At 44.8% G+C, this 23,345-nt stretch carries 17 protein-coding genes; 8 read left to right on the forward strand and 9 right to left on the reverse strand.

The genetic code is table 11. The features are described from left to right. Positions 1 to 45: 45 nt before the first annotated feature. Positions 46 to 987: an NAD(P)-dependent oxidoreductase gene (locus EDI28_RS14160; RefSeq protein WP_128784536.1), complete on the reverse strand. Its 942-nt coding sequence runs from the start codon at positions 985 to 987 to the stop codon at positions 46 to 48. Between the two features lie 277 nt (positions 988 to 1,264). Here EDI28_RS14160 and EDI28_RS14165 point away from each other — a divergent pair, with 277 nt between their 5' ends. After that, the gene (locus EDI28_RS14165) at positions 1,265 to 2,380 is read left to right on the forward strand and encodes an efflux RND transporter periplasmic adaptor subunit (RefSeq protein WP_128784537.1); all 1,116 of its coding nucleotides are present in this window, start codon (positions 1,265 to 1,267) and stop codon (positions 2,378 to 2,380) included. Between the two features lie 9 nt (positions 2,381 to 2,389). Continuing rightward, positions 2,390 to 5,542, forward strand: coding sequence for an efflux RND transporter permease subunit (locus tag EDI28_RS14170; protein ID WP_128784538.1), 3,153 nt, complete (start codon positions 2,390 to 2,392; stop codon positions 5,540 to 5,542). A 51-nt stretch (positions 5,543 to 5,593) separates the two neighbouring features. Here EDI28_RS14170 and EDI28_RS14175 read toward each other — a convergent pair whose 3' ends face one another. After that, positions 5,594 to 6,670, reverse strand: a complete 1,077-nt coding sequence (locus EDI28_RS14175; protein WP_128784539.1) for a S1 family peptidase — start codon at positions 6,668 to 6,670, stop codon at positions 5,594 to 5,596. Positions 6,671 to 6,954: 284 nt separating this feature from the next. Between EDI28_RS14175 and EDI28_RS14180 the strand changes: the two genes are divergently transcribed. Together EDI28_RS14180 and EDI28_RS14185 are read left to right on the forward strand one after the other, a co-directional pair. After that, positions 6,955 to 7,779, forward strand: coding sequence for a DUF5718 family protein (locus EDI28_RS14180; RefSeq protein WP_128784540.1), 825 nt, complete (start codon positions 6,955 to 6,957; stop codon positions 7,777 to 7,779). Positions 7,780 to 8,064: 285 nt separating this feature from the next. Then, complete coding sequence (locus EDI28_RS14185) at positions 8,065 to 8,919, forward strand: sulfurtransferase (protein WP_128784541.1); 855 nt, start codon at positions 8,065 to 8,067, stop codon at positions 8,917 to 8,919. 77 nt (positions 8,920 to 8,996) lie between these two features. On the opposite strand, the gene EDI28_RS14190 is transcribed toward EDI28_RS14185, so the two are convergent. Both EDI28_RS14190 and EDI28_RS14195 read right to left on the reverse strand, forming a co-directional pair. Continuing rightward, positions 8,997 to 9,821 (reverse strand): phosphate ABC transporter substrate-binding protein, encoded by an 825-nt coding sequence (locus tag EDI28_RS14190; protein WP_128784542.1) that lies wholly within the window; start codon positions 9,819 to 9,821, stop codon positions 8,997 to 8,999. An 80-nt stretch (positions 9,822 to 9,901) separates the two neighbouring features. Beyond that, a complete protein-coding gene (locus tag EDI28_RS14195) occupies positions 9,902 to 10,789 on the reverse strand; it encodes a GGDEF domain-containing protein (RefSeq protein WP_128784543.1) in 888 nt (295 codons plus the stop codon). 580 nt (positions 10,790 to 11,369) lie between these two features. Between EDI28_RS14195 and EDI28_RS14200 the strand changes: the two genes are divergently transcribed. Continuing rightward, a complete protein-coding gene (locus EDI28_RS14200; RefSeq protein WP_128784544.1) occupies positions 11,370 to 13,025 on the forward strand; it encodes an ATPase RavA domain-containing protein in 1,656 nt (551 codons plus the stop codon). Between the two features lie 14 nt (positions 13,026 to 13,039). Further along, positions 13,040 to 14,488: an ATPase RavA stimulator ViaA gene (viaA, locus tag EDI28_RS14205; protein ID WP_128784545.1), complete on the forward strand. Its 1,449-nt coding sequence runs from the start codon at positions 13,040 to 13,042 to the stop codon at positions 14,486 to 14,488. 45 nt (positions 14,489 to 14,533) lie between these two features. Here viaA and EDI28_RS14210 read toward each other — a convergent pair whose 3' ends face one another. Continuing rightward, positions 14,534 to 15,631 carry a substrate-binding periplasmic protein gene (locus tag EDI28_RS14210; RefSeq protein ID WP_199287438.1) on the reverse strand — a complete coding sequence of 366 codons (1,098 nt, stop codon included), beginning with the start codon at positions 15,629 to 15,631 and terminating at the stop codon, positions 14,534 to 14,536. Positions 15,632 to 15,829: 198 nt separating this feature from the next. On the opposite strand from EDI28_RS14210, the gene EDI28_RS14215 reads away from it, so the two are divergent. Both EDI28_RS14215 and EDI28_RS14220 read left to right on the forward strand, forming a co-directional pair. Next, positions 15,830 to 17,260: an NfeD family protein gene (locus EDI28_RS14215; RefSeq protein ID WP_128784547.1), complete on the forward strand. Its 1,431-nt coding sequence runs from the start codon at positions 15,830 to 15,832 to the stop codon at positions 17,258 to 17,260. Positions 17,261 to 17,263: 3 nt separating this feature from the next. Next, positions 17,264 to 18,046: a slipin family protein gene (locus EDI28_RS14220; protein ID WP_128784548.1), complete on the forward strand. Its 783-nt coding sequence runs from the start codon at positions 17,264 to 17,266 to the stop codon at positions 18,044 to 18,046. Positions 18,047 to 18,187: 141 nt separating this feature from the next. On the opposite strand, the gene pelG is transcribed toward EDI28_RS14220, so the two are convergent. The 4 genes from pelG to EDI28_RS14240 are packed head-to-tail and all read right to left on the reverse strand — an operon-like array spanning position 18,188 to position 23,333. Beyond that, positions 18,188 to 19,561 (reverse strand): exopolysaccharide Pel transporter PelG, encoded by a 1,374-nt coding sequence (gene pelG, locus EDI28_RS14225; RefSeq protein WP_128784549.1) that lies wholly within the window; start codon positions 19,559 to 19,561, stop codon positions 18,188 to 18,190. Next, on the reverse strand, positions 19,542 to 21,062 hold the full coding sequence (pelF, locus tag EDI28_RS14230; protein WP_128784550.1) for a GT4 family glycosyltransferase PelF: 1,521 nt from the start codon (positions 21,060 to 21,062) through the stop codon (positions 19,542 to 19,544). Before pelF ends, pelG begins: the two co-directional genes overlap by 20 nt. Then, positions 21,059 to 22,027, reverse strand: a complete 969-nt coding sequence (locus EDI28_RS14235) for a HEAT repeat domain-containing protein (protein ID WP_128784551.1) — start codon at positions 22,025 to 22,027, stop codon at positions 21,059 to 21,061. The genes pelF and EDI28_RS14235 overlap by 4 nt, the downstream gene beginning before the upstream one ends. Then, positions 21,990 to 23,333 carry a PelD GGDEF domain-containing protein gene (locus EDI28_RS14240; RefSeq protein WP_128784552.1) on the reverse strand — a complete coding sequence of 448 codons (1,344 nt, stop codon included), beginning with the start codon at positions 23,331 to 23,333 and terminating at the stop codon, positions 21,990 to 21,992. Before EDI28_RS14240 ends, EDI28_RS14235 begins: the two co-directional genes overlap by 38 nt. Positions 23,334 to 23,345: the final 12 nt, after the last annotated feature.

Below are 23,345 nucleotides of genomic sequence, written 5' to 3' on the forward strand. Positions count from 1 at the left end.
TGTATCTATATTTCTGTGTCTGTATTTTATATCTATGAACGCACCTCAGCCTAAACAAGGAATAAGCGGACTGTTGTTTTCGACACATAGTTTCTCTAGATCACACGGTACCGTGTTTTTGGGGACCAGAAGACAAACACGTAAGTTTTGAGAAAGCAGCTCGGTTATTTGTTGGTTAACACCGGACTCTAAGTATGCTTCGCGCTCGGCATCTCGCCGGCAAAGATCAACAAATATATCATTACATCCCTTCGGATAAAGGACGTGCTCGGCTTGCTGCATTAACCGTAATGCTTTTAAGCTGAGTAATTCGGGATCAGCTCCAGTTTCAATAACATACAAGCTTCCAATAGTTGACTCTTCTGGTTGTGTTAACTGTGCACTGAATTCAGCCTCAAGTTGATCAGTCGAGGTGGCATTTTCGACATCCGGAAGGCGGAAAAAGCGCTCCCAGAACTTTCGACGTTCATCAACAGTACTGAAATATTGTTTAATTCGCTGGCGTTGTTCTCCTGAATAAGTTGCCAGCAAGCTAAGATTTTGCGGCAACTGCGTTTCTAATTTCTCTCTAATATAGCGAACTAAGACAGGTGATGCTCCACCGCTGGATATTGCGACTTGGATTGGGTTGCGGTCAATCATTGAAGGGGTAATAAAGTGGCAGTGCTGAGGATCATCAACGACATTAGTCCAAATTCCAAGGGCCTCGGCGTCGCTAAAAATCTGATGATTTAACGATTTAATATCTGTTGTTGCCCACACTTGGTGAAAGCCTTCAACATCGCTTGATTGATATTCTTTCTCTATCCATGTTAGCTGGTTGTTATTGGCTAACGTTGCAAGGTAAGGATGAAGCTGTGGAGATATTAACGTGATATCAGCATCGGCTCGTAGTAAAAGGTCGACTTTTCTACATGCAACATCACCTCCTCCGACAACTAGTACTTTTCTATTGTTTAACCTTAAAAAAACAGGGAAAAAGTCCATATAAATGTTAATCCTTACTCTCTTTTTGTTCAATAAATCTATGTATTAAAAAGTGAAATGCCAAGACAGTTATTGATAGTGGTGTCAAATAATGACTTGAAACATTTTGATACACATATCTAGCAAAATCCTGTCACTAGCCTCGATTGTTCAGCTTTCATTAAAGGCATGATGCTAAGTTTAACAGACAACTACTATATCTGAATTAATGATCCATTATTTGGTTATTGCATTCGCAATTTCTTGTTATATATACCTATTAAATATGGTCGGCAAAATGAATAAAAAACATATTATTGCAGCACTGATAAGCGCCAGCTTGCTTGTCGGTTGTGGCGATAAGTTATCTGGACAATCTGCACCTATGAGTCCGTTGGTTGCAGCGCAGCCTGTTTCAATCATTGACTATCAACAAGGCAAGCAGTTCGTTGGTCGAACAGAAGCGGTGGAAGATGTTGCAATTACCGCGCAGGTGTCTGGCTATCTTAAAGAACGTTTCTTTAATGAAGGTGAGGTAGTTGAGAAAGGGCAGCTATTATTTCAAGTTGACCCGGCAGCCTATGAAGCAAAAGTAGCCAGTGCGAAGGCTTCGATTTCTCAGGCGGAAGCGACCCTTAAAAGGGCCAACCTTGATTGGGAACGGGGTAAAAACCTACTACCAAAAGGCAGTATAAGTCAGTCTGATTTTGATAAAGCAACGGCTGAGAAGTTAAATGCTGAAGCACAGCTGAAATCGACAAAAGCTCAGTTAATGTCAGCTGAAATTGATTTGTCCTTTACCCGTATTACAGCTCCGTTTAGCGGGCGGATCAGTGATAGTAAAGTCAGTATCGGTGATCTTGTTACACCGAACTCTGGTGTATTAACAACCTTGGTTAGCCTTGACCCGATACAGACCTCTTTCAATATTAGTGAGCGTCAACGGCTTAATTTAGGCATTGATGGTCTTGATGGGAGTGGTGAAGGCCAGGGCGATGTTGAAGTCGTACTAACACTAAATAATGGTGAAAACTATGAACACCTGGGGCAGGTTGATTTTATTGGCAATCGTATCGATTTGAATACAGGCACTATTGCGATGCGCGCAAAGTTTGCAAATCCAGAACAAAGGTTGTTGCCTGGCCAGCATGTGCAAGTGTTCCTGCGCGAGAAAGCGCCGGTGAAAATGACAGTGATCCCTCGTCGAGCCGTACAAAGTGATCTTGAAGGTGACTTTGTAATGGTATTGAAAGATGACAATGTGGCTGAGCGTCGGAATGTTGTTCTAGGGGCTCAAACAGAGCAGGGCATCATTATCCGAAAAGGACTAGAAGCTAGTGATGTTGTGCTAACTAAAGGTCTTCAGCGTGTTCGTAATGGTATGACTGTTCGTCTTGAACAGTCGGATGCGTAAGGAATAACAATGCTAAGTCGCTTTTTTATCCAGCGTCCAAAATTTGCGCTGGTGATATCCATTATTCTGACTTTGGCTGGGGCTATTGCGTTAATGAACCTGCCGATCGCGGAATACCCCAAAATCAGTCCGCCATCAGTCAGTGTTACAGCCTACTATTCGGGTGCAAGTGCTGAAGTCGTCGAAGAAGCCATCGCAGATCCAATAGAGGCTTCGGTGAACGGTGTCGAGAACATGATTTACATGTCCTCTAAAAGCGCCAATGACGGTTCCTATAACCTCAACGTGACATTTGATGTTGGAACGGATCCTGATATGGCCCAGGTTAACGTCCAGAATCGCGTTTCTCAAATTGAGTCAAAACTGCCTGCGGAAGTGCGGATGGTTGGTGTGACGGTTAAGAAACGTTCACCGGATCTTTTGATGGTTCTGAACTTTTATTCGCCTGACGGTAAGTATGATGATCAGTTTTTGATTAACTACATTAACCTGAACGTTAAAGATCAGCTGGCCCGAGTACAGGGTATCAGTGAGGTGAACGTTATCGGTGGTGGCGAATATGCTATGCGTGTGTGGCTCAACCCCGAGAAGATGGCCAATCTTGGCTTGACCACTTCGGATGTTAATGCCGCTCTGGCTGAGCAGAATGTTCAGGTTGCGGCTGGTAAGATTGGCGCGCCACCATTTAATAATGCACAGGAAGTACAGTTTAATTTGGTGACCAAAGGTCGTCTAGAGTCAGTCAGTGAGTTTGAGAATGTTGTACTACGTGCTAATCCTGATGGATCGGTTGTCTATCTCAAAGACATTGCCCGTGTTGAGCTAGGGAAGAAGTTTTATGACGGTAACGGGATGTTCAGAGGGCAGCCGGCTTCCATTGTGACGCTGTCACTACAATCTGATGCGAATGCGCTAGAGAGTGGAAAGGCAGTTATGGAGCTGCTTGACAAGCTGAAAACCAATATGCCGGAAGATATGGTGTATGAAACCAGCTATGACACTACCTTGTTCGTTGCAGAGTCAATTAAAGGGGTTGTGAAAACCCTTATTGAAGCCATTATTTTGGTCATTGCCGTAACCTACATGTTCTTGGGTAGTATACGCTCGACTTTGATCCCCGTCGTTGCTATTCCAGTTTCATTGATCGGCACATTCGCCATCATGCTTACAACAGGCTTTACTATTAACACGGTAACCTTGTTTGGCTTGATACTGGCGATTGGTATTGTTGTGGATGATGCCATTTTGGTTATCGAAAACGTTGATACCAATATGAAGCGCGATCCAAATCTGACACCTCGTCAAGCAACCTTGATTGCAATGAAAGAGGTAACGGGGCCGATTATTACTTCGACACTGGTTCTGCTCGCGGTATTTCTGCCTGTCGCAATGCTGCCGGGTATAACTGGGATCATGTACCGCCAGTTCGCACTGACAATCTGTATATCTGTTGTTATCTCCTCGATTAATGCACTTACCTTGTCACCGGCATTGTGCTCACTCGTGCTTAAGCAAGGCGGTGGTAATACTTCTCGCTGGTTCCAGACATTTAACAAGGGACTCGATAAGGTTACTTTGAAGTACGGTGAAATTGCAGGCTTCTTGGTACGTAAAGTTGGCCTATTGGTGAGCTTCTTCATCGTAGCGGTGTTGGCGGTTAGCTTCTTATCAAAAACGACATCGACTGCATTTGTTCCTCAGGAAGATAAAGGGATTTTGCTGGTTAACGTACAGCTACCCGATGCGGCCTCTTTATCCCGAACAGAAGAAACGACCATTAAGCTTCAGGAGCTAGTCGAACAAGAACCGGGTATTGAAGGGATAACTGTTGCCAACGGTTATGCATTCCTGACAGGTGCTGCAGCATCAAATGGCGCATCAATGTTTATCAAACTGAAAGAGTGGGATGAGCGGAATGCGATGGAGGGAGATCATTCATCCTTCGCAATTACCAACCGTATAAATGCTCGTGCAGCTGCAGAACTGCCCGAAGCGATCGTTTTTGCTATGGGGCCGCCTGCAGTTCCGGGGATGGGTGCGGCGTCAGGCTTTGAGTTTGTATTGGAAGATACGCTAGGCCGAAACCGTACTGATTTGGCGAATGTAATGGGGGAACTGATTCAGAAAGCCAATGCGCAGCCTGAAATTCAATTTACCTTTAGTACATTCCGAGCCAACGTACCACACTACTATGTTGACGTTGACCGTGTTAAAGCTAAGCAATTGGGAATACCGTTGACTGAAGTTTTCCAGACGCTACAGGGTAACCTCGGTTCGATGTACATTAATGATTTTACGTTGTATGGCAAGAACTTCCGAGTGACAGTCCAGGCGGATAGCGAGTACCGAAGTGATCTTGACTCCCTTGAACGTTTTCATGTTCGCTCTTCAAGTGGTGAAATGATCCCGCTCAGTACACTGGCAACGATTGAGCAAGTGTTCGAGCCAGATGTTGCATGGCGATATAATATGTATCGTTCGGCCGTTATCCAGGGAAGTGCAGCTGCTGGTTATTCAAGTGGTGATGCTATTGCTGCGATGGAGCGTGTAGCCGCTGAAGTACTACCTCAAGGCTATCAATATGAATGGACTGGTATGGCCTATCAAGAGGTTAAAGCGGGCAACCAGGCTATTTATGCCTTTGCACTGGCACTGATCTTTATCTATTTGTTTATGGTTGCCCAGTATGAGAGCTGGAGTATTCCGTTAGCGATAATTTTGGTCGTTCCGGTTGCCACTTTGGGTTCATTTCTCGCCTTGGCGGTAACAGGCACACCGCTTAATTTGTATGCTCAGATAGGCCTTGTGCTCTTGATTGCGTTGGCCGCGAAGAATGCGATTCTTATTGTGGAGTTTGCAAAAATTGAACGGGAAGAGAAAGAGCTGGACATCGAACAGGCTTCAGTTCGTGGTGGTAAGCTACGTTTTCGTGCGGTGAACATGACATCATGGTCGTTTATTCTTGGGATTATGCCGCTCATTTTTGCCTCGGGGGCGGGCCATATAAGCCAGAACTCCCTGGGTATTTCATTGACGGGCGGGCTGCTATGCGTCTTGCTGGCGGGTACATTCCTGATACCAGGCTTTTTTGCCTTGGTTCAACGTCGGCGCGAAAAATTTCATGGAGGCTCAACGAAAATTGTTGTGCTTGAAGATGCATAATATCTCAAAGATTATATAAAGCAAAAGGGCTCCGAATGGAGCCCTTCTTATTTACCTATGGCGACGGAAAAAACCGACCAAAGATAGAAGACCTAGTCCCCAAAGCGGCAAGGAACCACCTGATGAGCCACCTGATGAACTGCTGGATGAGTTCTTAGGCTTCTCTTCAACCTCGGTAAAAGGGTCTTGGCTAAATACTGGTGTCGCTACTCCAGAGAGACTGAAGGATGAATTACCTTCCGCGGCATGAATCGTTGATTCAATCCAAGTACGATACGTTGATAGCTGCGAATACTGGCCATTGAGTTGATAGGCTGGATTGTCTGCATTGCTATTCTTTATGTTACAGTCAGCACCGTTGCTGGTGACACCAACAAGGCGTAACCCTTTGTCGGCATCACCGATCAAATTTTTATTCTGCCAGATGATCGGTCCGCCTGAGTCGCCGGCACACACATCTTTGACCAAATTTGCAATGTTTGAATCGGCACAAAGAAAACTGTTGTTATCTGTCATCGTGTTATTACATTGATCGTCAGGGATCCCGCCAAGTTTTACGACCTGAAGATCTGAAGGTGTAGTACCTTTCGTGACAGTGTCACCCCACCCGGAAGCGATTAGATTTGCTTTTGAATCTGCACCCGCAACCCAGGTGTTGGCAAATTCTTGGTCTACTGCCAGTTGTTCTGCGACGGTTGCTACTTTAATGGGTTGGGCGACAGCAAACAATGAGCGATCAACGCGGAAAAGCGCGATGTCATGATTAGCGTTCACACTGTCGAAATCTGGATGTGGAAGACGAGACGTAACGTTGAATTTATATTTGTCATCCAGCTTGGTTAAGTCGCCCTGAGGAATATATGATGTACCCGCAATAACGACGTTACCAATTAGTGCGACATCACAGTGAGCAGCGGTAACTACCCAGTTTTCGGCAATAACAACAGCACCACAACCTGTATAGTCACTAAGTGTCTGTTTTATGGCTGCTTGCCAAGGTAGCAGTAAACTCCCATACGCTGAGGCATTGTTGCCGTTGATTGCCTTGGTCACTGGGGTTGCTGCAATACTTGGTGTGGTAGCAAGTGCGAGTAGAACTGCGGAGGCCCTTAGGCTTGTCTTATACATCCTTTCACCTAGTGAACATTATCTTTAATTGGATCGAGCTATTTTATTGAGCCAACTATATATAGGCCTTGATAATATGTCTATATAGATACTATCGTTATGTGCTGTATGTTGTTGCATGGTAATGGTCAGACAACAGGATACTTAAAGTAAAAACTGTATTAATTCTAGGCAAGCGCCCAACCGATAATTGAGTTGGTACAAATTGTTAGCCAAAGTAGGGTGATAACAGTTAATGCACTCGCTATGATACGGGATAACTTTCTAACACGAATTGGACGATTATGGCGTTTAAAAATGTAATAGGCTTTGGCGTAGCTGGTAATTTTGCTGGCCATCTTGAACAAGCAGGTGAAGCCAATGACTTCTTGGCGGTTGAAGTGAAAGAAGCAGTACAGCCGAAAGCAATTTTTCCGTTCTATGTACCTTCAGAAAAAGCCGGTTTTTTATCTACCTATCCGTTATCGACGGACACTATCATGCCGCCAAACGAGGCAGATAACTTACAAATTGAGCCTGAAGTCGCTTTGCTTTGCGATATCGAATATGAGGCAAATAAGGTAGTTGCGCTCAAGCCGGTCAAATTTGCAGCTTATAATGACTGTTCAATTCGTAAGCCTGATGCCAATAAAATCAGTGAAAAAAAGAACTGGGGGGCAAATACGAAAGGTGTTTCCAGCCAGATGTTTGTCCTTGATGGTTTATCTGAAGGGGGAGAGCTCGATCATTATCGCATCGCAAGCTTTCACCAGCGAGCGAATCAAGTTGAACGCTATGGTGAGGATAGTCCGGTAATTGGCTACAGCTACTTTCACGAAAAGTTGTTGAATTGGATTGTTGAGCGAATGAACAATCAACAAGATGTAGGTCCTACCGAGAACATTGCTCACCACTTGGCGAATGCCAATTACCCCGAGCAGGCGCTGATCAGCATCGGTGCGACCCGCTATACAGAGTACGGTGAAACAACGTTTTTGCAATCAGGTGATAAGAGTATGGTCGTTGTCTACGATAGCCGGAAGTACTCATCACACGATATTGCAGCAATGGCAGAAAAAGCCGAGTTTCCTCAGGACGGTATTTCTGCGCTCATTCAGAAAGTTTCGTAATGACTATTGATACGAGGACGAGCCAGCTTCTGCTTGCCAACAAGATCTGATGTTTTTTAATAGCGTATTAGAGAAAAGAACTGGTTGATAAATTGGCCTGAACTTGAAGTCGTTGATTAATTGCAAGCGGCGGAATAGCCGCTTGGACTGGAAGAAAGCACGCTGATATCGACAAATTTCCCGGGGCCAAATTGTAAGGCAATGAGTCCTGTGTTTTTTTTTGTTAAAAGCGTAAATAGATGTATTAGGTATAAAGATAGAAGTACCCAGCGAAAGGAATGCATTATGTCGGAAAAAATATTCCCGTCCTCACTAGTGTCAGCTCAGTGGCTGGCAGAGCATATTGAAAGGCCTGACATCGTGGTACTTGATGCCAGTTGGTTTCTTCCCGGAGTTGAACGTGATCCTGCACAAGAATGGTCGGTCAAACGTATTCCGGGGGCACGATTTTTTGATTTTGATAACAAAGTTGCGGCCCCTGATACTGAGCTGCCTCATATGTTGCCCTCTGCTGATTTTTTCTCTCAGGCAAATTCTGAACTCGGGATTAAAACGAACGACAGCATTGTGGTTTATGACAGCCAGGGGGTGTTTTCAGCACCGAGAGTGTGGTGGATGTTCAGGGCTATGGGACATCAATCTGTTGCTGTACTTGACGGCGGCTTATCGGCCTGGGAAAACGCTGGTTTTTCAATAGAAACCAGTTCTCCCTATGTAGTTGAAAAGACAGAGTATAAAGCGACGTTTCAGCCTCAATGGGTAATAGACGCAGATGCACTAAGTACGAAGCTGGATACGTTAGATACGGTTGTCCTTGATGCTCGTCCGGCAGCGCGTTTTTATGGTACTCAGCCAGAGCCTAGAGAAGGTGTACGCAGTGGTCATATGCCGAGTGCCAAAAGTCTGCCTTTTTCTCAGTTGGTAAAAGATGGCCATTTCATCAGTGTTGAGCAACTGACTCAGCGTTTTGATGCTGTGAGTGAGCCCGAACAACATTTGATTTTCAGCTGTGGCTCGGGTGTGACAGCGTGTGTTCTTGCCCTTGCGGCAGAGCTGGCAGGGAGAGAGAAACTAACCGTCTATGACGGCTCGTGGACGGAATGGGGGCGAGTGCTCAAGTATCCAGTCATTAAGCAATGAATTGTTGTATTCGGTAAAAAATGGCCAGAAATTGCTGGCCATTTTTGAGGGCGTTGCTGAGGTTTTTATAGTGCTTATTACTGAGGATGAACCGCAAGGTAGCCACGTTGTTCAATAATGTTCTGGCCGTTTTTGGAAATGACAAAATCGATAAACTCTTTGGCGTTATCCGCTATGTTCTTTTCTTTGTAGAGCATCAGGAAGGGACGTGAAATTTTATACTCACCAGATTCCAAATTGGTCAGGGTGGGCTGGACACCTTCAAATGATAACGGCTTAACGGAGTCATCTACTGAGCCAAGAGAGATATAGCCAATTGCTTGTGTATTGCGTGATACTAAACTTTTAACCGTTCCGTTGGTATTCACGATCAACACCTGAGGGTTGATGTCTGATACAGTCTGCCCAGAAATTTGTTGAGTCAGCCCCATGAAGTCTTCGAAAGAAAAGCGTGAACCTGACGCGTTTTCACGGCTGACTACAGCCATTGTTAGATCCGGGCCTCCGACTTGTTTCCAGTTAGTGATTTCACCATGATAAATCTTCGAGACTTGTTCTTTTGTCAGGTTTGAAACAGGGTTGTTTTTGTTAACAACCAGAGCAATACCATCATGGGCTATTGTCACTGTCTGGACATCGGGATTGATTTCTGCGGTCTTCAAATATCGAGAACTCATACCTATATCGGCTGCATCTTGTTTGATTGCGATAATACCGGCAGATGAGCCAACACCTTGTACAGCAATAAAGTATTCTTTATTTGCTAAAGAGTAGGTTTCGGCAAGTACTTCAACAACATGGCTAACAGACGTTGAGCCTGTAACTGTTACGGTTTCTTTTGCTTGTACACCGAATGCAAGGCTGGCGAATATGGCGCATAAGGTAGTAGCCCTGGTCAACATTATATTTCTCCAAAATATACCAGATTGATATCGGCGAATAGCTTATTACGAACATATGACAGTTATGTGAAAACCAGTTGCTAAGAAGTTCTTGGATAGGATTGCTTTGCCCGTTCCTTGCTAACTTTATTTTTGTACATGGCTTTGTCTGCTTTTGCCAATATGGCATCAGGTTCACTGAGGTTGCCGGGGTAGTAGGGGGCCAAACCAATACTGATGTCGATGCTATAGTGTTCCCGGGTTTCTTTTGTTAGCTCATAGAGTGTATCAATCCATTGGTAACATTTTGCCTGATCTTCATCGGGCAGTAGTACTACGAATTCATCACCGCCAATTCGGTATATTTGGCTGCCAGTAGGTGCCGTTTTGAGCAAAAATGAAGCAACGTTAACCAGCAGTTGGTCACCGTAATGGTGGCCAAGGCGGTCATTAACCTGCTTGAAGTTGTCGAGGTCTATATATGCAAGGATTCCTCTTTCAAGGTGAATTGCCATATTATCGAAGCGACGAAATAATGCACGGCGGTTATTCAATCTGGTGAGATCGTCCTGCAAGGCTAAACGACTTAGCTGGCTTTCTAACGTTCGGGCTTTAGCGATCTGAATATTGAGCTTACTAATAAGATTAAAACGCTGGCGAAGCATTTTATTGAAGCAGAAACAGATCAAGAACACACCTATATGCATGAAAATGTCATCTGTACTGTCAAGTAGCCAATGCTTTCTCAATTCAGGAATTTCATCAAGCAAATCGGCAAGGACACCAAGTCCATAGGTGCCGAGAGCGAGGAACAACCAACCTCGCATTTCTTGGCCAAAGTCTGCTCGTAACAAAATAATAATAAGTACAAGAGAAAAAATAGAGAGTATTACGTCAAGCGCTCCTCCAGAAGGAACAAGTACAGATAAAAAGACACCAGCGGTAACAACAATAGCTAGCCGCTTAGGGAGTTGAGATAGACTGTTCATTTGCTACCGTTGATAGATGAAGTAATTGTATGATTTCTAGGGCAAATATAGTGTCAAAGTATGAGAAATCAGACAAGTTATTTGCGGTATGAAGATATGAAACATTACGCTGGTCTTTTAAGTTACGAGTGGATTGCTTTTTTTGAGTTATTTGTGACCCAAGATTGATTTTTGAGATATAAACATAAAAACCTTGCTTCAAAAATAAAATGAGAGAGAAGAAGAGGATTCAACCGTTTTGATGTGACAACCTAGAGCTAAGTGTGAAATATGTCAGTTTCTATTGAAGAGGTTACAAATATCACGAAATGCATCGCGTCATTTAACTATATGAATAATATGGATTTATATTGCATGCGACTCGTTTTTATATCTGATTCGCCTTCTCGAAGCAAGACTTCAATAATGCAATCATAGTTTCACTTCTGGCTGTAGAACGAACTCTTTGATATACAAGGAATGTAACAAAGTATTTCAGTTTACAATATTGTAACATAATGTGTTTTATGTCTATCCTATAGAAGTCTAGGAATTGTTGTGCTACAGACACACGGACATAGCAATCAGAGAGGTCGGAACTATGCTGACAATGGCAAGACAAGCGCAACCGAACAAAGCTTTGGTATCGGAAAGGATCCAAAAACTCATCAAGGCTTTGTCAAATGGTGTATATGAACGAGAAGAAACAATTAAGTTGTGCTTGCTTGCGGCGTTAGCTGGTGAAAGTGTCTTTCTGTTGGGGCCTCCAGGTATAGCGAAAAGCCTGATTGCAAAGCGATTGATTCAGGCTTTTGATAACAGTAAGTTTTTTGATTACTTGATGACGCGTTTTTCTACCCCTGAAGAAGTCTTTGGCCCGCTATCTATCCAAGAGCTAAAGGATAACGGAAAGTATGTACGGCTCGTGGACGGATATTTGCCAACGGCCCAAGTGGTCTTTCTTGATGAAATCTGGAAAGCAGGTCCTGCTATTCTGAATACTTTGCTTACTGTTGTTAATGAACGCACGTTTAAAAATGGTCAAGATATTCTTCCGGTTCCAATGCGTCTTCTGGTAACGGCATCCAATGAATTACCTGAAGAAGACAGCGGCCTGGAAGCTCTGTTTGACCGGATGCTAGTTCGAGTGTTTGTGAACCGTATTCAGGAGAAGCAGAATTTCAAGGCAATGTTGATGGGGGATGGCCCATCAATAAAAGAACTTGAGCCTGGCTTGGCGATAACGGATGAGGAATACGAAAGTTGGCAACTGTACATTGATCAGATTCGACTGAGTGAAGACATTTTTGAAAAAATTTATGAACTGAAGTCGATGATCGAACAGAGAGCCGAAGCGGGTGAAGATTTTTCCTCAGAAGACAGCGAACTCTATATTTCAGATCGTCGCTGGAAAAAGTCGGTACGACTGTTGAAAGCCAGTGCTTTTTATAATGGACGTGACGCCATCAATCCTCTCGACTTGCTATTGTTGCAAGACTGCTTATGGCACAGTCCGGAGTCGCGCAATGTGGTGCGTTCAATTATTCATGAATTTGCAACCCAAAAAGCCTTCAACCAAGGTACAGCCCAAGAAAGTGCCAACGATGCGCAGGTCATTATTGATGATGTCCACAATGAAATAGCTTCTGAGTTGTCTGTTTCCTTCTCTCGCGAAACCATGATGCGAAAAGAATGGTTTAAATACGATTTCACCACAGCTCGACGTTATAACGTGAATCATAATCCACGTATGATCAAGCTGGTCATGTTACAGCACAATCCGTCTGTCTCTGAGCAAGAAAGCGGAGACAGCCGTTGGGTTTATGTTGATGGTGATGAGTTTGAAAAGAAAATCAGAACTGGCCAGTGTGATATTTATGGCTTTGTAAACAAGAATACCCACCTTTGCCGTTTGCAGTTTGAAGTTGATGCTCAGCAGCGTTTGATCATCAAAGATATCGCAAACCGCTCTGTACTAGTTGGGGTAGCGGGCGGCAACGGTATGTCTGATGCCCAACAACAGCGGTGGAAAATTGAAGCTGAAAAAGCATCCGGAAAAATATCAGATGCTGAGCATAACCTGAAGTTATCGCGTAGTAGTTTCCATGGTGCACTTCCACATAACTTTATCGATGCCGAACTTCCGACGGTGATTGAGCAGAGTATCTCAGCGGCTTCAGACTCCGTCACTGAGCTAAAAATCGTGATAGAGAAAAGTGTGTTTCGAATTTCTCACATGTCTGAATACTTTGCTTAAGACGGAGAGCGATTATGCCAGTTACTGAAAGTGTAAACATAGCAATGATGCTTGCTGAATCTGGCATTATCGACAATGCAGTCCATGAGTTAATGATGCGACCGCAGTTGATCGTCGCGGCTGAGTCAAACCCCGGTATTAAATCGGCAATGAAAAACCAGATCATGAAGTGGCGTGGTCAGGTTCAGCAGCGTGTCACCAAAGTCAGTGTCGAGACACGGTTTCAACGTGAAATTGAGCTCTACCAGGAAGCGAGTCAATGGGATCCGGAATATTTTGCTGAACATGTAGAAGCCATTGTCAAAAAGATGGAAGGTCATTCATCGTTTTACTTCAAGGCCAAGAGCCTGCTCGATGGAGATCATCAAAAGCATAACCCAATGTTTCAGAACTATTTCTGTAACCAGTGGTACCAAGCTTTGTCAAAGTCATTGACGGAGGCGCAGCAAACGGAACTTGAACAGCATAAAGAGAAGCTTTTGGCTGATCTGTATCAGCGTATTGAAACCATGCAGCAGATGCAGGAAGTGACCGAGGCTGGTGATGAAAAAAAGGCGGGTCGACTGTGGGATATGGCTAAGGCCAAGCTGACGCGTGGTGATGTCGACAGTATGAAGTCGATTGCCAGCTTTTTGAAGAAAAATAATGGATTGCAGGAAATCGCTGAAAAGCTTGGGCGAATGGCTAATGAAGTTGACGATCCGAACAAAGAGCGTGTTCGTGCTGAAGATCTCAAAATGGTCGAAGAGCGCAGTGACAGTGTCACAGATGATATTGTTGGCGTCCATGAGAGTGATGATTTGTCCAGGCTCTTGCCCAACGAGGCGATGTTTTTGGCCTATCCTGAGCTTGAGGTCGTGTTTTACAAGCACTTGGTCGATAAACGCCTGATGAACTACCGTGTACAAGGCGCACAACGTAAGCTAAGAAGAGTAAAAGCATACAAACGCCAGACTAAACAGGTAGAACAAGATAAAGGGCCGTTTATCGTCTGTATAGATGCTTCAGGTTCAATGAATGGCTTCCCAGAGCAATGTGCCAAGGCTCTGGCTTATGGTCTGATGCAAATTGCTCTGGCAGAAGAGCGCGATTGCTACGTCATCATGTTCTCTACACAGCAGATTACTTACGAGCTGACAAAGCAAGATGGCTTGAGCGAAGTGCTGAATTTTCTGTCTTATTCTTTTCATGGCGGTACAGACTTAGGTCAAGTACTTGATCAGTCGATTGAGCTAATGAGTGGCGAAAAGTACAAGAATGCAGATCTGGTTGTGTTGTCTGACTTTATCGCGCCATCCCAGTCGGATGCAATGATGAAGAGGATCAATAAGCTGAAAGAGCATAAAAACCGTTTTCATGCCGTGAACCTGTCAAAGTATGGCAATCCTGAACTGATGAGTATCTTCGATCATTGTTGGTCATACCATCCTTCGCAACTGGGCCGATTGCTTAAGTGGCGATAGTTCGCTTTAGAACAGATTAATGTAGGCGACCTTGTGGTCGTCTTTTTATTTTTCAGCGAAATATTCGTGTAACGCCTGCCGCCATTCCGGGCTTTTTCGTACTTTGAGCAGGGCTCGATTTAGTTGTTCCGCATATTGGCTTTTGTCTTCAATAGCAAAGCCGTAGTTCTGCTTCTCGAATTGATAAGGCAGTACAATGAGATCTTCATACTCGCCTTTTTCCTTTGATTTTTTTATCAGGTACTTTAATACGGCATCATCGGCAACAATCGCCTCTACGTCATTAGCCTCCAGCGCTTGAAGCAACTGGTTAGTATCGCGGTATGTTCGGTGAACGATGCTATGGTTGGTTAGAAATTCAGATGAGGTCGATGTTTCTTTTGCTCCCACCGGGATATTGGCGAGATCATTGGGGCCTTTGATATCGGAACTTAATAGTCCGAGGGTGAATGTACTTGCCAGCACCGCAGTTACGCTGGCAATAAATAATGTTGTAGCAATGGCCAGGATTACAGTGATAACTCTGCCGGTTAGGGTTTTAAACTCAAAATAATTAAAAGGACCTTTAGTAATAAAAAGCAAACCAAGGATAAAACCTTCTATAAGCCGTACTCTGCGTGAAGACTTCGAATACAACTTTTCGTTTACTTTGTGCTCAAGCAGATAATAGACAGCACCTACAATAGCGGCAGCAGCAAAGACAAACCCAAGCACCGTTAATAAATGCTTGTTGGTAGCAATATTTTTCACCGATGCCAGATAGCCTTGCTTTTTTACTGCAATGGCGAGATGAGTCTCATAGAAGGAATGGGAAAAGTCCAAGATGAGTTCACGCTCAGAAGTAATGGATAAGCAGGATATCCCGATATTGATTTCTTGTGTTGAGACGGCTTGTAGTAGTTCTTTTAGGCCCAAATCCTTGATCGAGTATTGAAACCCTAGTTGTTCGGCAATTCTCTCCCAGAGCAGAATGCTTAATCCTGAATAGGTACCGTCGTCGTGTTTTATGACAAAGGGAGGGCAATGATAGCTGCCTACCTGAATTGTTGGCTTCACTGGCGTAGCGGCAAAGGCACTTTGACAGAGAAAAAGTACAGGTAGCAACAGAAAGAATAGGCGTTTTGATGTTTTTATTTTTATCATCATAGTGGCTCAGCTGCCCTTACTAGCCTAAGTATAAGTGTCATTTTTCCTTCATGGGGGTGTCTTATTTTTGAATGTTAGAAGTCATAGAAACAGTGTGCTTAATGCGTTGGACTATGCTTATAGCAGTTAATGGCATCTCGAAAAGTAGTAGGCGCATTGAGTAAGTCGCTATTTTTCTTGGGGGGAGGAAGTTAGATGAGGCTTGTCTCTTATTTTGCGTTGATGTTTGCGATGCTGATGGCAGCGTTTTCAGTTTCAGCTGACAATGTTTGGGTGATAGAGATTAGAGGTGGAATTGGCCCGGCGACGAGCGATTATGTGGCCCGGGAAATTGAAGATGCCAGAGAGGCGCAGGCATCGTTTATTGTGTTGAAGATGGATACCCCCGGCGGGTTGGACACATCAATGCGAGATATTATCCGCGCGGTAACGACATCTTCTATTCCTGTGGCCACCTGGGTGGGGCCATCAGGGGCGAGAGCTGCTAGTGCCGGTACCTATATTTTGCTAGCCAGCCATGTTGCTGCAATGGCCCCTGGTACGAATTTGGGGGCTGCGACACCGGTATCTTTAACCGCCCCTGGCGGGAAAGATCAGGATGAAGGCAGTAACCCTTTTGCCGCTAAGAAGGAAAAGAAGGACCAAGACGAAGAAAATGCAGGTGAGGCAAATGAGAGAACAGATGAGGCCAAACCTGAAGATGAGCGTGTGAGGGCAAAAACAGCCATGGAGAAAAAAGTCATCAATGATGCAACAGCCTATATTCAAGGGTTGGCCAAGCTTCATGGTCGAAACGAAAAGTGGGCAGCGAAAGCGGTAACAGAAGCAGCCAGTTTGGATGCCGAAAGTGCTCTGAAAGAGAATGTTATAGATTTTATTGCCGCAGATTTAGATAGTCTGATGACTCAGTCGAATGGGCGTACCATCACCATAAACGGGCTTGAGAAAGAAATAGAGTTGGCAAATGTCGCTTTCGTCGAGCGGGAGCAAGACTGGCGCTTCAAGCTTCTCTCCGTTATTACCAACCCGAATGTCGCCTATATTTTGATGCTAATCGGCATTTACGGCCTTTTGCTTGAGTTTTACAACCCGGGTGTTGGTTTACCGGGGGTACTTGGCGGTATTTGTTTATTGTTGGCAATGTATTCACTGCAAATGCTGCCTGTTAGTTATGCCGGACTGGGGTTATTACTGCTGGGTGTTGCTCTTATGGTCGCAGAAGCATTCAGCCCGAGCTTCGGCATACTAGGGCTGGGCGGTATCGTCTCTTTTGTGCTGGGGTCTATTATGTTGATGGACACAGAGACTCCCGGTTATCAAATTGCTATCCCGCTGATTGTTGGTCTCACGGTTGTATCCGCACTCTTTACCTTTGTGATCCTGGCCTTGCTTCTTAAGACTCGGCGCAAGCCTGTGACAACGGGCATCGAAATATTGCTGGGTCAGAGCGCGACGGTTGTCAGCGGCTTCCCCGGTGATGGGCGAGTGTTGGTCGATGGGGAAATTTGGCAGGCAAAATGTGATCAAGCATTGGAAAAAGGGCAGAGTGTGACTGTGAGAAGAATCTCGGGTTTATACCTTGATGTAGAAGACGGCTATTGTGATCCTACAAGTAATAAGGAATAACATATGATTACTTATACGTTTGCGACGATAATCGTGTTGGTGGTGGTATTGATCATCAGCATGTTTAAAATTTTACGTGAGTACGAACGTGCCGTTGTTTTTTTATTGGGTCGGTTTTATGAAGTAAAAGGTCCAGGCCTTATCATTATCGTACCGATCATCCAACAAATGGTCCGGGTTGATTTGCGTACCATTGTATTGGATGTACCTACACAGGATTTGATTACTCGAGACAATGTGTCCGTGAAAGTAAATGCCGTCGTCTACTTCCGGGTTGTCGAACCCAAGATGGCAATCAATAATGTTGAAAACTACCTTGAAGCGACGAGTCAGCTGTCACAAACAACTCTTCGATCTGTATTAGGTCAGCATGAACTTGATGAGCTACTGTCAGCTCGAGACGAGCTAAACAAAGACCTCCAAGTGATCCTTGATCAACATACAGACAATTGGGGGATTAAAATTGCCAATGTCGAAATTAAGCATGTTGATTTAGATGAAAGTATGGTCAGGGCATTAGCACGACAAGCCGAGGCCGAGCGGTCTCGGCGGGCCAAAGTCATTCATGCGATCGGTGAGCTTGAAGCTTCTAAAAAGCTGAAAGAAGCCGCGACGGTGTTAAATGAAGCGCCTAACGCCGTTCAGTTACGTTATATGCAGACGTTGACAGAAATCTCTAACGATCGTACTACAACGATAGTATTCCCGATGCCGATCGATTTGGTCGATAAGATGGGGGGCTTCATGAAAGCTTCAGCTACTGATCATAAGATTGATTATCCTTGAGGCAAGATTGAGGTGAAGCCTGATCTTATTGAAATCGAGTAGAGCCATCAGTTGAGAATTACAGTTTGGCTCCCTATTAGGGAGCCAAACTGTATCTGAAAAGAAATTCTGGCCGTTTTTAATGGGGGAATGAGAGCTCAATTAAGAACGCTGTAGCATGAAGGTCTGATACTCCAAATCATCAAATTGTCTGTCGATCATAATTAGGCCAATAATGGTTGTCACGAGCATGGTAATAGCAAAGCCGTAACCGTAATAAACGGGCCCTAAATCGATGCTTAAGTGGGCAAGAACAAAGTTACCAGCAGCCATCAATGCGGTTAGTATCAATGCTGAGTAGCGCTTATCGAGATAGAACATCACATTGAGTATCGACATTACCAGCACCTGAAGGCTGACACCGATGAGGTCGACATACAGAAGGTGCAAGTAGGCAAGGTCAATATTTAATGCAACTAGTATATCTTCGGCCCATAGTAGCAGTAGTGCGAGCGTCATCCCCTGAACCTTGAATATTTCATAGATGCTTTGTTGGCAGGCAAGGATCATTTTATCCTTGAGCAGGTAGATTGACTTCAGCGTAGCCCCTTCTCGTACGGCATCATAGAACTTGAGGCACGCATCTGCAAAGTCGGTTTCCATGCGAAGCATGAACACCGCCATGCCGGGAATAATCGCTAGATAAGCAACAAAGATGGGCAAGTCGTAGATATAGGATGCCCGGAAAAGAGCGACTACTTGGTGTGATGTTTCTTCCCTGAACCAAAATACGAATTTATCCAACCATACGCCGAGATTGTATAAAAAACCACAAACGAGTAATGAATAGAATGCTTTCTTCGGGTTCAGGAATTCAAAAGCGATGAGCTGCTTAGCCGGAAAGTCACGTATAACGTGATAGAGAAAAGCAAACGTCAATAGAGCCTGACAGCCACAAAAAATCAGTACCAATCCCAACAAGCCAAATGGCGGCAATGTGATACTTAAAACGATCATTAGGCCATAGCTAAGCATCATCGTGAAAAAAATACGATAGTATTCTTTCATTCCACTCAGAAAAATGATGATTAACCACTGGTTACAGAGCAAGACAAGGCAAGTGAAAATCGTCAATTTTACTGCCGGTTCTATTTCTGTTGAGAAGGCCATGATCGGACCACCAACACCAGCGGCTATCAGGCTGGTAACCAACATTGAACCGAGCAGGTTCGGTACAATTCGGTGCTCCTCGCCGCCAAAGAGGAGATCAGAGATAAACCGGGTGAGCAATAACTGAAACAGGCCGCTAATGATGAGAGATCCGGCCATTAAATAGGTCACTATGACCAGAAACTGAACAATAACATAGGTCGGAAAAACAATTCCGATGCTGATCATACCGATGGCCAGTAAAGCAAGAATGGATATGACCCAGGGACCAGAGCTGATCAGCCCTGCCAGCCCATAGGCTTCCAGCATTGATAGTAATGAGTTCTTTTTTAGTATTTTTCTTAATTCAAAGCCAATGCCTGCCACCTATGGCCTCCTCATATAAACTTCGGTACGCGTCGTACATACGTTTCTCATCGTAGTAACGGGTGACGCGTGATTTACCAATGTCACCGGCTTTTAGCCAAGCCTCAGTATCACTCAGTACCTGGAGAATTGCCTGAGCCCCATCAATTGGGCTAGCTATCGGAATAATCACGCCAGCAGAGCCAAGTTCGGCATCTTCTCCTGCCGCCCCGTCAATAATTTCTCGACATGCACCGACTTCAGTAGCAATGCAGGGAATACCTGATGCCATTGCTTCAAGTAATACAAGTGGTTGAGCCTCACTGATTGATGTCAGCATCATCACACCTAGCTTGGGCATGATCTCAGCAACATTCTGGCTGCCAAGCATTTTGACATTGTTGGTGAGCCCGAGGCTTTCTATCAGTAGTTCACATTCATGTACATAGCTGGGGTCTTCTTCTTTAGGGCCGATGATCCACCCCTCTAGCTCAGGCATTTCTTCAACAGCTCCGCGTATGGTACGGATGAATGTTTTGATGTCTTTGATTGGGACTACTCGGCCGACGAGACCGACGACAAGAGGTGGACTCGTCGGCCTCAATTCATAGGCAGCATGAAAGCGTTGAGTATTGATGCCGTTTACAATTACCTGGGTTTTATGTTCGGGAGCACCGTCGGTGTGTTGCCGCTGCCTGTTGCCTTCGAAGAGGGCAACAATATGATCAGCCTGGTGGTATGCCGTTAACCCAAGTTGTTCGAAGAACCGTATCCATGTTTTTCGGGTTAAATCCATGTCTTTGTGCATACTGATATCGATCAGGCTGTGGCGGTCTTTAATCCAATTGGCCTGGGCTAAATCGATTTTACGTTCTTTGGTATAAATGCCGTGCTCTGAAATCAGGAACGGGCAGTTTGTTTGTTGTCTGCATAGAGCGCCCAAGAAGCCAGCATAACCCGTAGAGACACTATGAAAAGCTTTGGCCTTAGGAAGGTTTTGCGAGATTTGCGACAGAATAAATAATGGCTGGTAAATACCTCTGTAGGTCCAGAAGTAGTCAACAAAAGATTGATTCTCAGCAGAATCGAGATAGCGCTCGGTCAGAATATCCCAAGATGCACGGCTATATAGGAAGTCTGTCAGGCTAAGTTTATTCTTTTGGCCGAGAAATTCTGATATCTCACCCAGCAAATCGTTCGGAATTGGCGTTTTATCTTTTTCGAAATATGACAAAAAACGCCCCCAAGCGCGAAAAAGCTTGGTTTTCCCCATGCGTGAAGATGGTTTGATGTTCCCAGGTGGCGATAGCAAATAATGGACTTCAAACCCCACGACATTTTCAGGGAAGTCATAGGCGGGTTCACCATAAAAATCCGGATGTCCGCCCAAAAATATCAGGTGAAATGTATATTCCGGCAGTCCACTTATGATTTGGTGTACCCAGCTTGAAACGCCTCCCCGAACATAGGGGTAGGTGCCTTCCAGCAGTAGACAGATATCGACGTCGACGTCTTTGCTCACGACCAGTACTCCTTGATTTGGCTAAGGCGCTCACCTTTTTGATCGGGAAAGTAGGCAATGTACTGCTTGGCTTTTTGATAATCGCCGGTGATGTACGCAGCTTCGGCCAAATACGGGGCGACTTGTTTTACTCGCAAACCGCCGTGTAGAGCAGTAGTCAGGTAGATGATTGCTTGCTCCGGTCGTTGCTGTTCAAGCAGCACGCGACCTAGCAACAAGTTGTTCGATGCACGTTGCTCTTTTTCATTAGACAGTTTGAGATAGTGTTCGGCCTGCTCGAGATAGTGTTTTTTCAGTACGCCTTCTGCAATACCGAGATAACACAGTTCCCAGTATTGCTGTGCTATATCGAAGGCCTTGTCTGGTTGAGCGGTATTTTCGTATTGTTTTTTGAACAGTGAGATAAGTTCATTGATCTGACTCTCAATTCCTTCTAAGGCTGCATAAGCAAGCAGACGTACATCATCGGATAAATCTTTTAGTGCCAACTGCAGAAGCGGTACAGCCTGTTGGCGGGGGAGATGGCATACCGCATTTACGGCAAGGGCGCGGCGATCAGGATCATCGCTATGAATAAGAATTTCTCGTAGAGCACCGGCTCCGTATTGATTGCCCAATACGTCTCCCGGGTTTTGCGGCAGGGGTAGTTCTTCGCACTCCTGCCAGGTAATCTGGCTTTGCTTTCTTGGAAGATAGAGGGCAATTAACAATGAGCAAGCTGTACCTATCATTCCGAAAAGCGGAAGCAAGAAATTGAATAAAAACAAAAAGGCTGCCGAGCTAACCAAAGGGAATTTATATTTATGGGGCAACAATAGCCAACTGAGCACGGCAAAGCTTGCACAAGCGATAGCATGCGATACAAAAAATGATGACCAGGCAACAGGTGTCATTTCATGGTTAAAGACGATATAGAAGCTTAGGCTTTCAAATGAGATCGTCTGAATAAACAGCCAAGTTTTCATCATAAGCTCCAAGTTCGTTCATGAGAGATTTAATCTGCTTAATATCTTGCTCTAAAGAGAGTGGGCCAAGGATATCTATGTCATTACTGTCACTGGTAATTGTCAGAGAAAGCAGTTCTTTGAGACGTTTAATGTACTGTTGGGCATCGTATATCGTCGTAAGAGGTAGCAATACAACAAGGGCATTCTGCCGATGCTTCGTGCGGCACGACCAGTAAACATCGGCTCCTCGGCGGTAGTTGACGATTGAATCAAGGCTTTTCTTATGAGCGCCATTAGTGTCAATACATACAACAAGGGTGCTGTCGGCACCATAGTGGCGCTTGTTGTATTCTGCACGATCAAGGTAGCTAAGAAACAGAGCGCTCTGATGGGCTTGTAGAATAGGAGTGACTATAGCGTCGCTGAGTAAATCGGCGGCATGGTTAGAAACAAGGGATAACAACGCCACATTGGCGGGGGTAAGCATAAAAAATTTGGCGCTTTCAGCTATGACGACACCCTGTAACGTTTTATGGGTATCGAGAAGCGGGATACATAGTTGGTAGCGTGATTTGTGGGTCGCATTTTCATCGAGTTTGGCTGGCGAAAGGAGTTTTCGGGTTGCCAACATATCCAGCAACATAGGATCACTTAACACCAGGCGATGGTGATCCCCCAGCGTCGCATGCACCTGTTGGTCGATCTCCCCATCATGAACTCGGTAAATACCGGCAACCTCGAGCCCGCCAATTTCCGCAAGAAGATTGAGAAAAGGGTGACCAAGATGTTCTAGGCGGTGCGAGCTGTGTTTTGATGCAATTTTGTGAAGGGCGCTTATGCTTGCTCTGAGGCTGACTGTCTGGCCTGCTGTACGCTGCTCTAACTGATCATGGGAGACTTTCAGTAAGTGGTAGTTTTGAGTAAAACTGTCCAGCTTTTGGGTCATGTAGGTATGATCCAAAATATGTTTTTGGTTTATCGTGTGCCAATAATCATGAAACTCGCCTGCAATCATCGCCACCAAAATCAAGCCAATTGCCAGCGAGATGGGATAGTACTCCAGCAGGCCGGTAGCATTCATGATACTGGCCAATCCAGCTGTGGTTAGCAATGCGCAGATGAAGCCTTTGGCGAACCCGTACCTTAATGCGATAAGCAGCGGACCAAATAGAGGCCAGAAAAAATTATGTTCAGTCGATGTTGCGGCCAGAGAGTCTGACTGGGTCCAGACATATATCGAAAGCACTGAAACCACAATGGTTTCAAGCCAGGCAAAACCATCCTGTCTGAATCCGATAATAAAGCGATTCCATAGTGTATTCATTGGCAGTCTTTG

Origin of the sequence: Photobacterium chitinilyticum (genome assembly GCF_004104355.1) — a bacterium.
In the GTDB taxonomy this organism is placed as follows: domain Bacteria; phylum Pseudomonadota; class Gammaproteobacteria; order Enterobacterales; family Vibrionaceae; genus Photobacterium; species Photobacterium chitinilyticum.

Coding starts and splice junctions, on each gene's coding strand:
- EDI28_RS14160 (WP_128784536.1), bottom strand. CDS start 987: ATGGACTTTTTCCCTGTTTTTTTAAGGTTAAACAATAGAAAAGTACTA.
- EDI28_RS14165 (WP_128784537.1), top strand. CDS start 1,265: ATGAATAAAAAACATATTATTGCAGCACTGATAAGCGCCAGCTTGCTT.
- EDI28_RS14170 (WP_128784538.1), top strand. CDS start 2,390: ATGCTAAGTCGCTTTTTTATCCAGCGTCCAAAATTTGCGCTGGTGATA.
- EDI28_RS14175 (WP_128784539.1), bottom strand. CDS start 6,670: ATGTATAAGACAAGCCTAAGGGCCTCCGCAGTTCTACTCGCACTTGCT.
- EDI28_RS14180 (WP_128784540.1), top strand. CDS start 6,955: ATGGCGTTTAAAAATGTAATAGGCTTTGGCGTAGCTGGTAATTTTGCT.
- EDI28_RS14185 (WP_128784541.1), top strand. CDS start 8,065: ATGTCGGAAAAAATATTCCCGTCCTCACTAGTGTCAGCTCAGTGGCTG.
- EDI28_RS14190 (WP_128784542.1), bottom strand. CDS start 9,821: ATGTTGACCAGGGCTACTACCTTATGCGCCATATTCGCCAGCCTTGCA.
- EDI28_RS14195 (WP_128784543.1), bottom strand. CDS start 10,789: ATGAACAGTCTATCTCAACTCCCTAAGCGGCTAGCTATTGTTGTTACC.
- EDI28_RS14200 (WP_128784544.1), top strand. CDS start 11,370: ATGCTGACAATGGCAAGACAAGCGCAACCGAACAAAGCTTTGGTATCG.
- viaA (WP_128784545.1), top strand. CDS start 13,040: ATGCCAGTTACTGAAAGTGTAAACATAGCAATGATGCTTGCTGAATCT.
- EDI28_RS14210 (WP_199287438.1), bottom strand. CDS start 15,631: ATGATAAAAATAAAAACATCAAAACGCCTATTCTTTCTGTTGCTACCT.
- EDI28_RS14215 (WP_128784547.1), top strand. CDS start 15,830: ATGAGGCTTGTCTCTTATTTTGCGTTGATGTTTGCGATGCTGATGGCA.
- EDI28_RS14220 (WP_128784548.1), top strand. CDS start 17,264: ATGATTACTTATACGTTTGCGACGATAATCGTGTTGGTGGTGGTATTG.
- EDI28_RS14235 (WP_128784551.1), bottom strand. CDS start 22,027: ATGAAAACTTGGCTGTTTATTCAGACGATCTCATTTGAAAGCCTAAGC.
- EDI28_RS14240 (WP_128784552.1), bottom strand. CDS start 23,333: ATGAATACACTATGGAATCGCTTTATTATCGGATTCAGACAGGATGGT.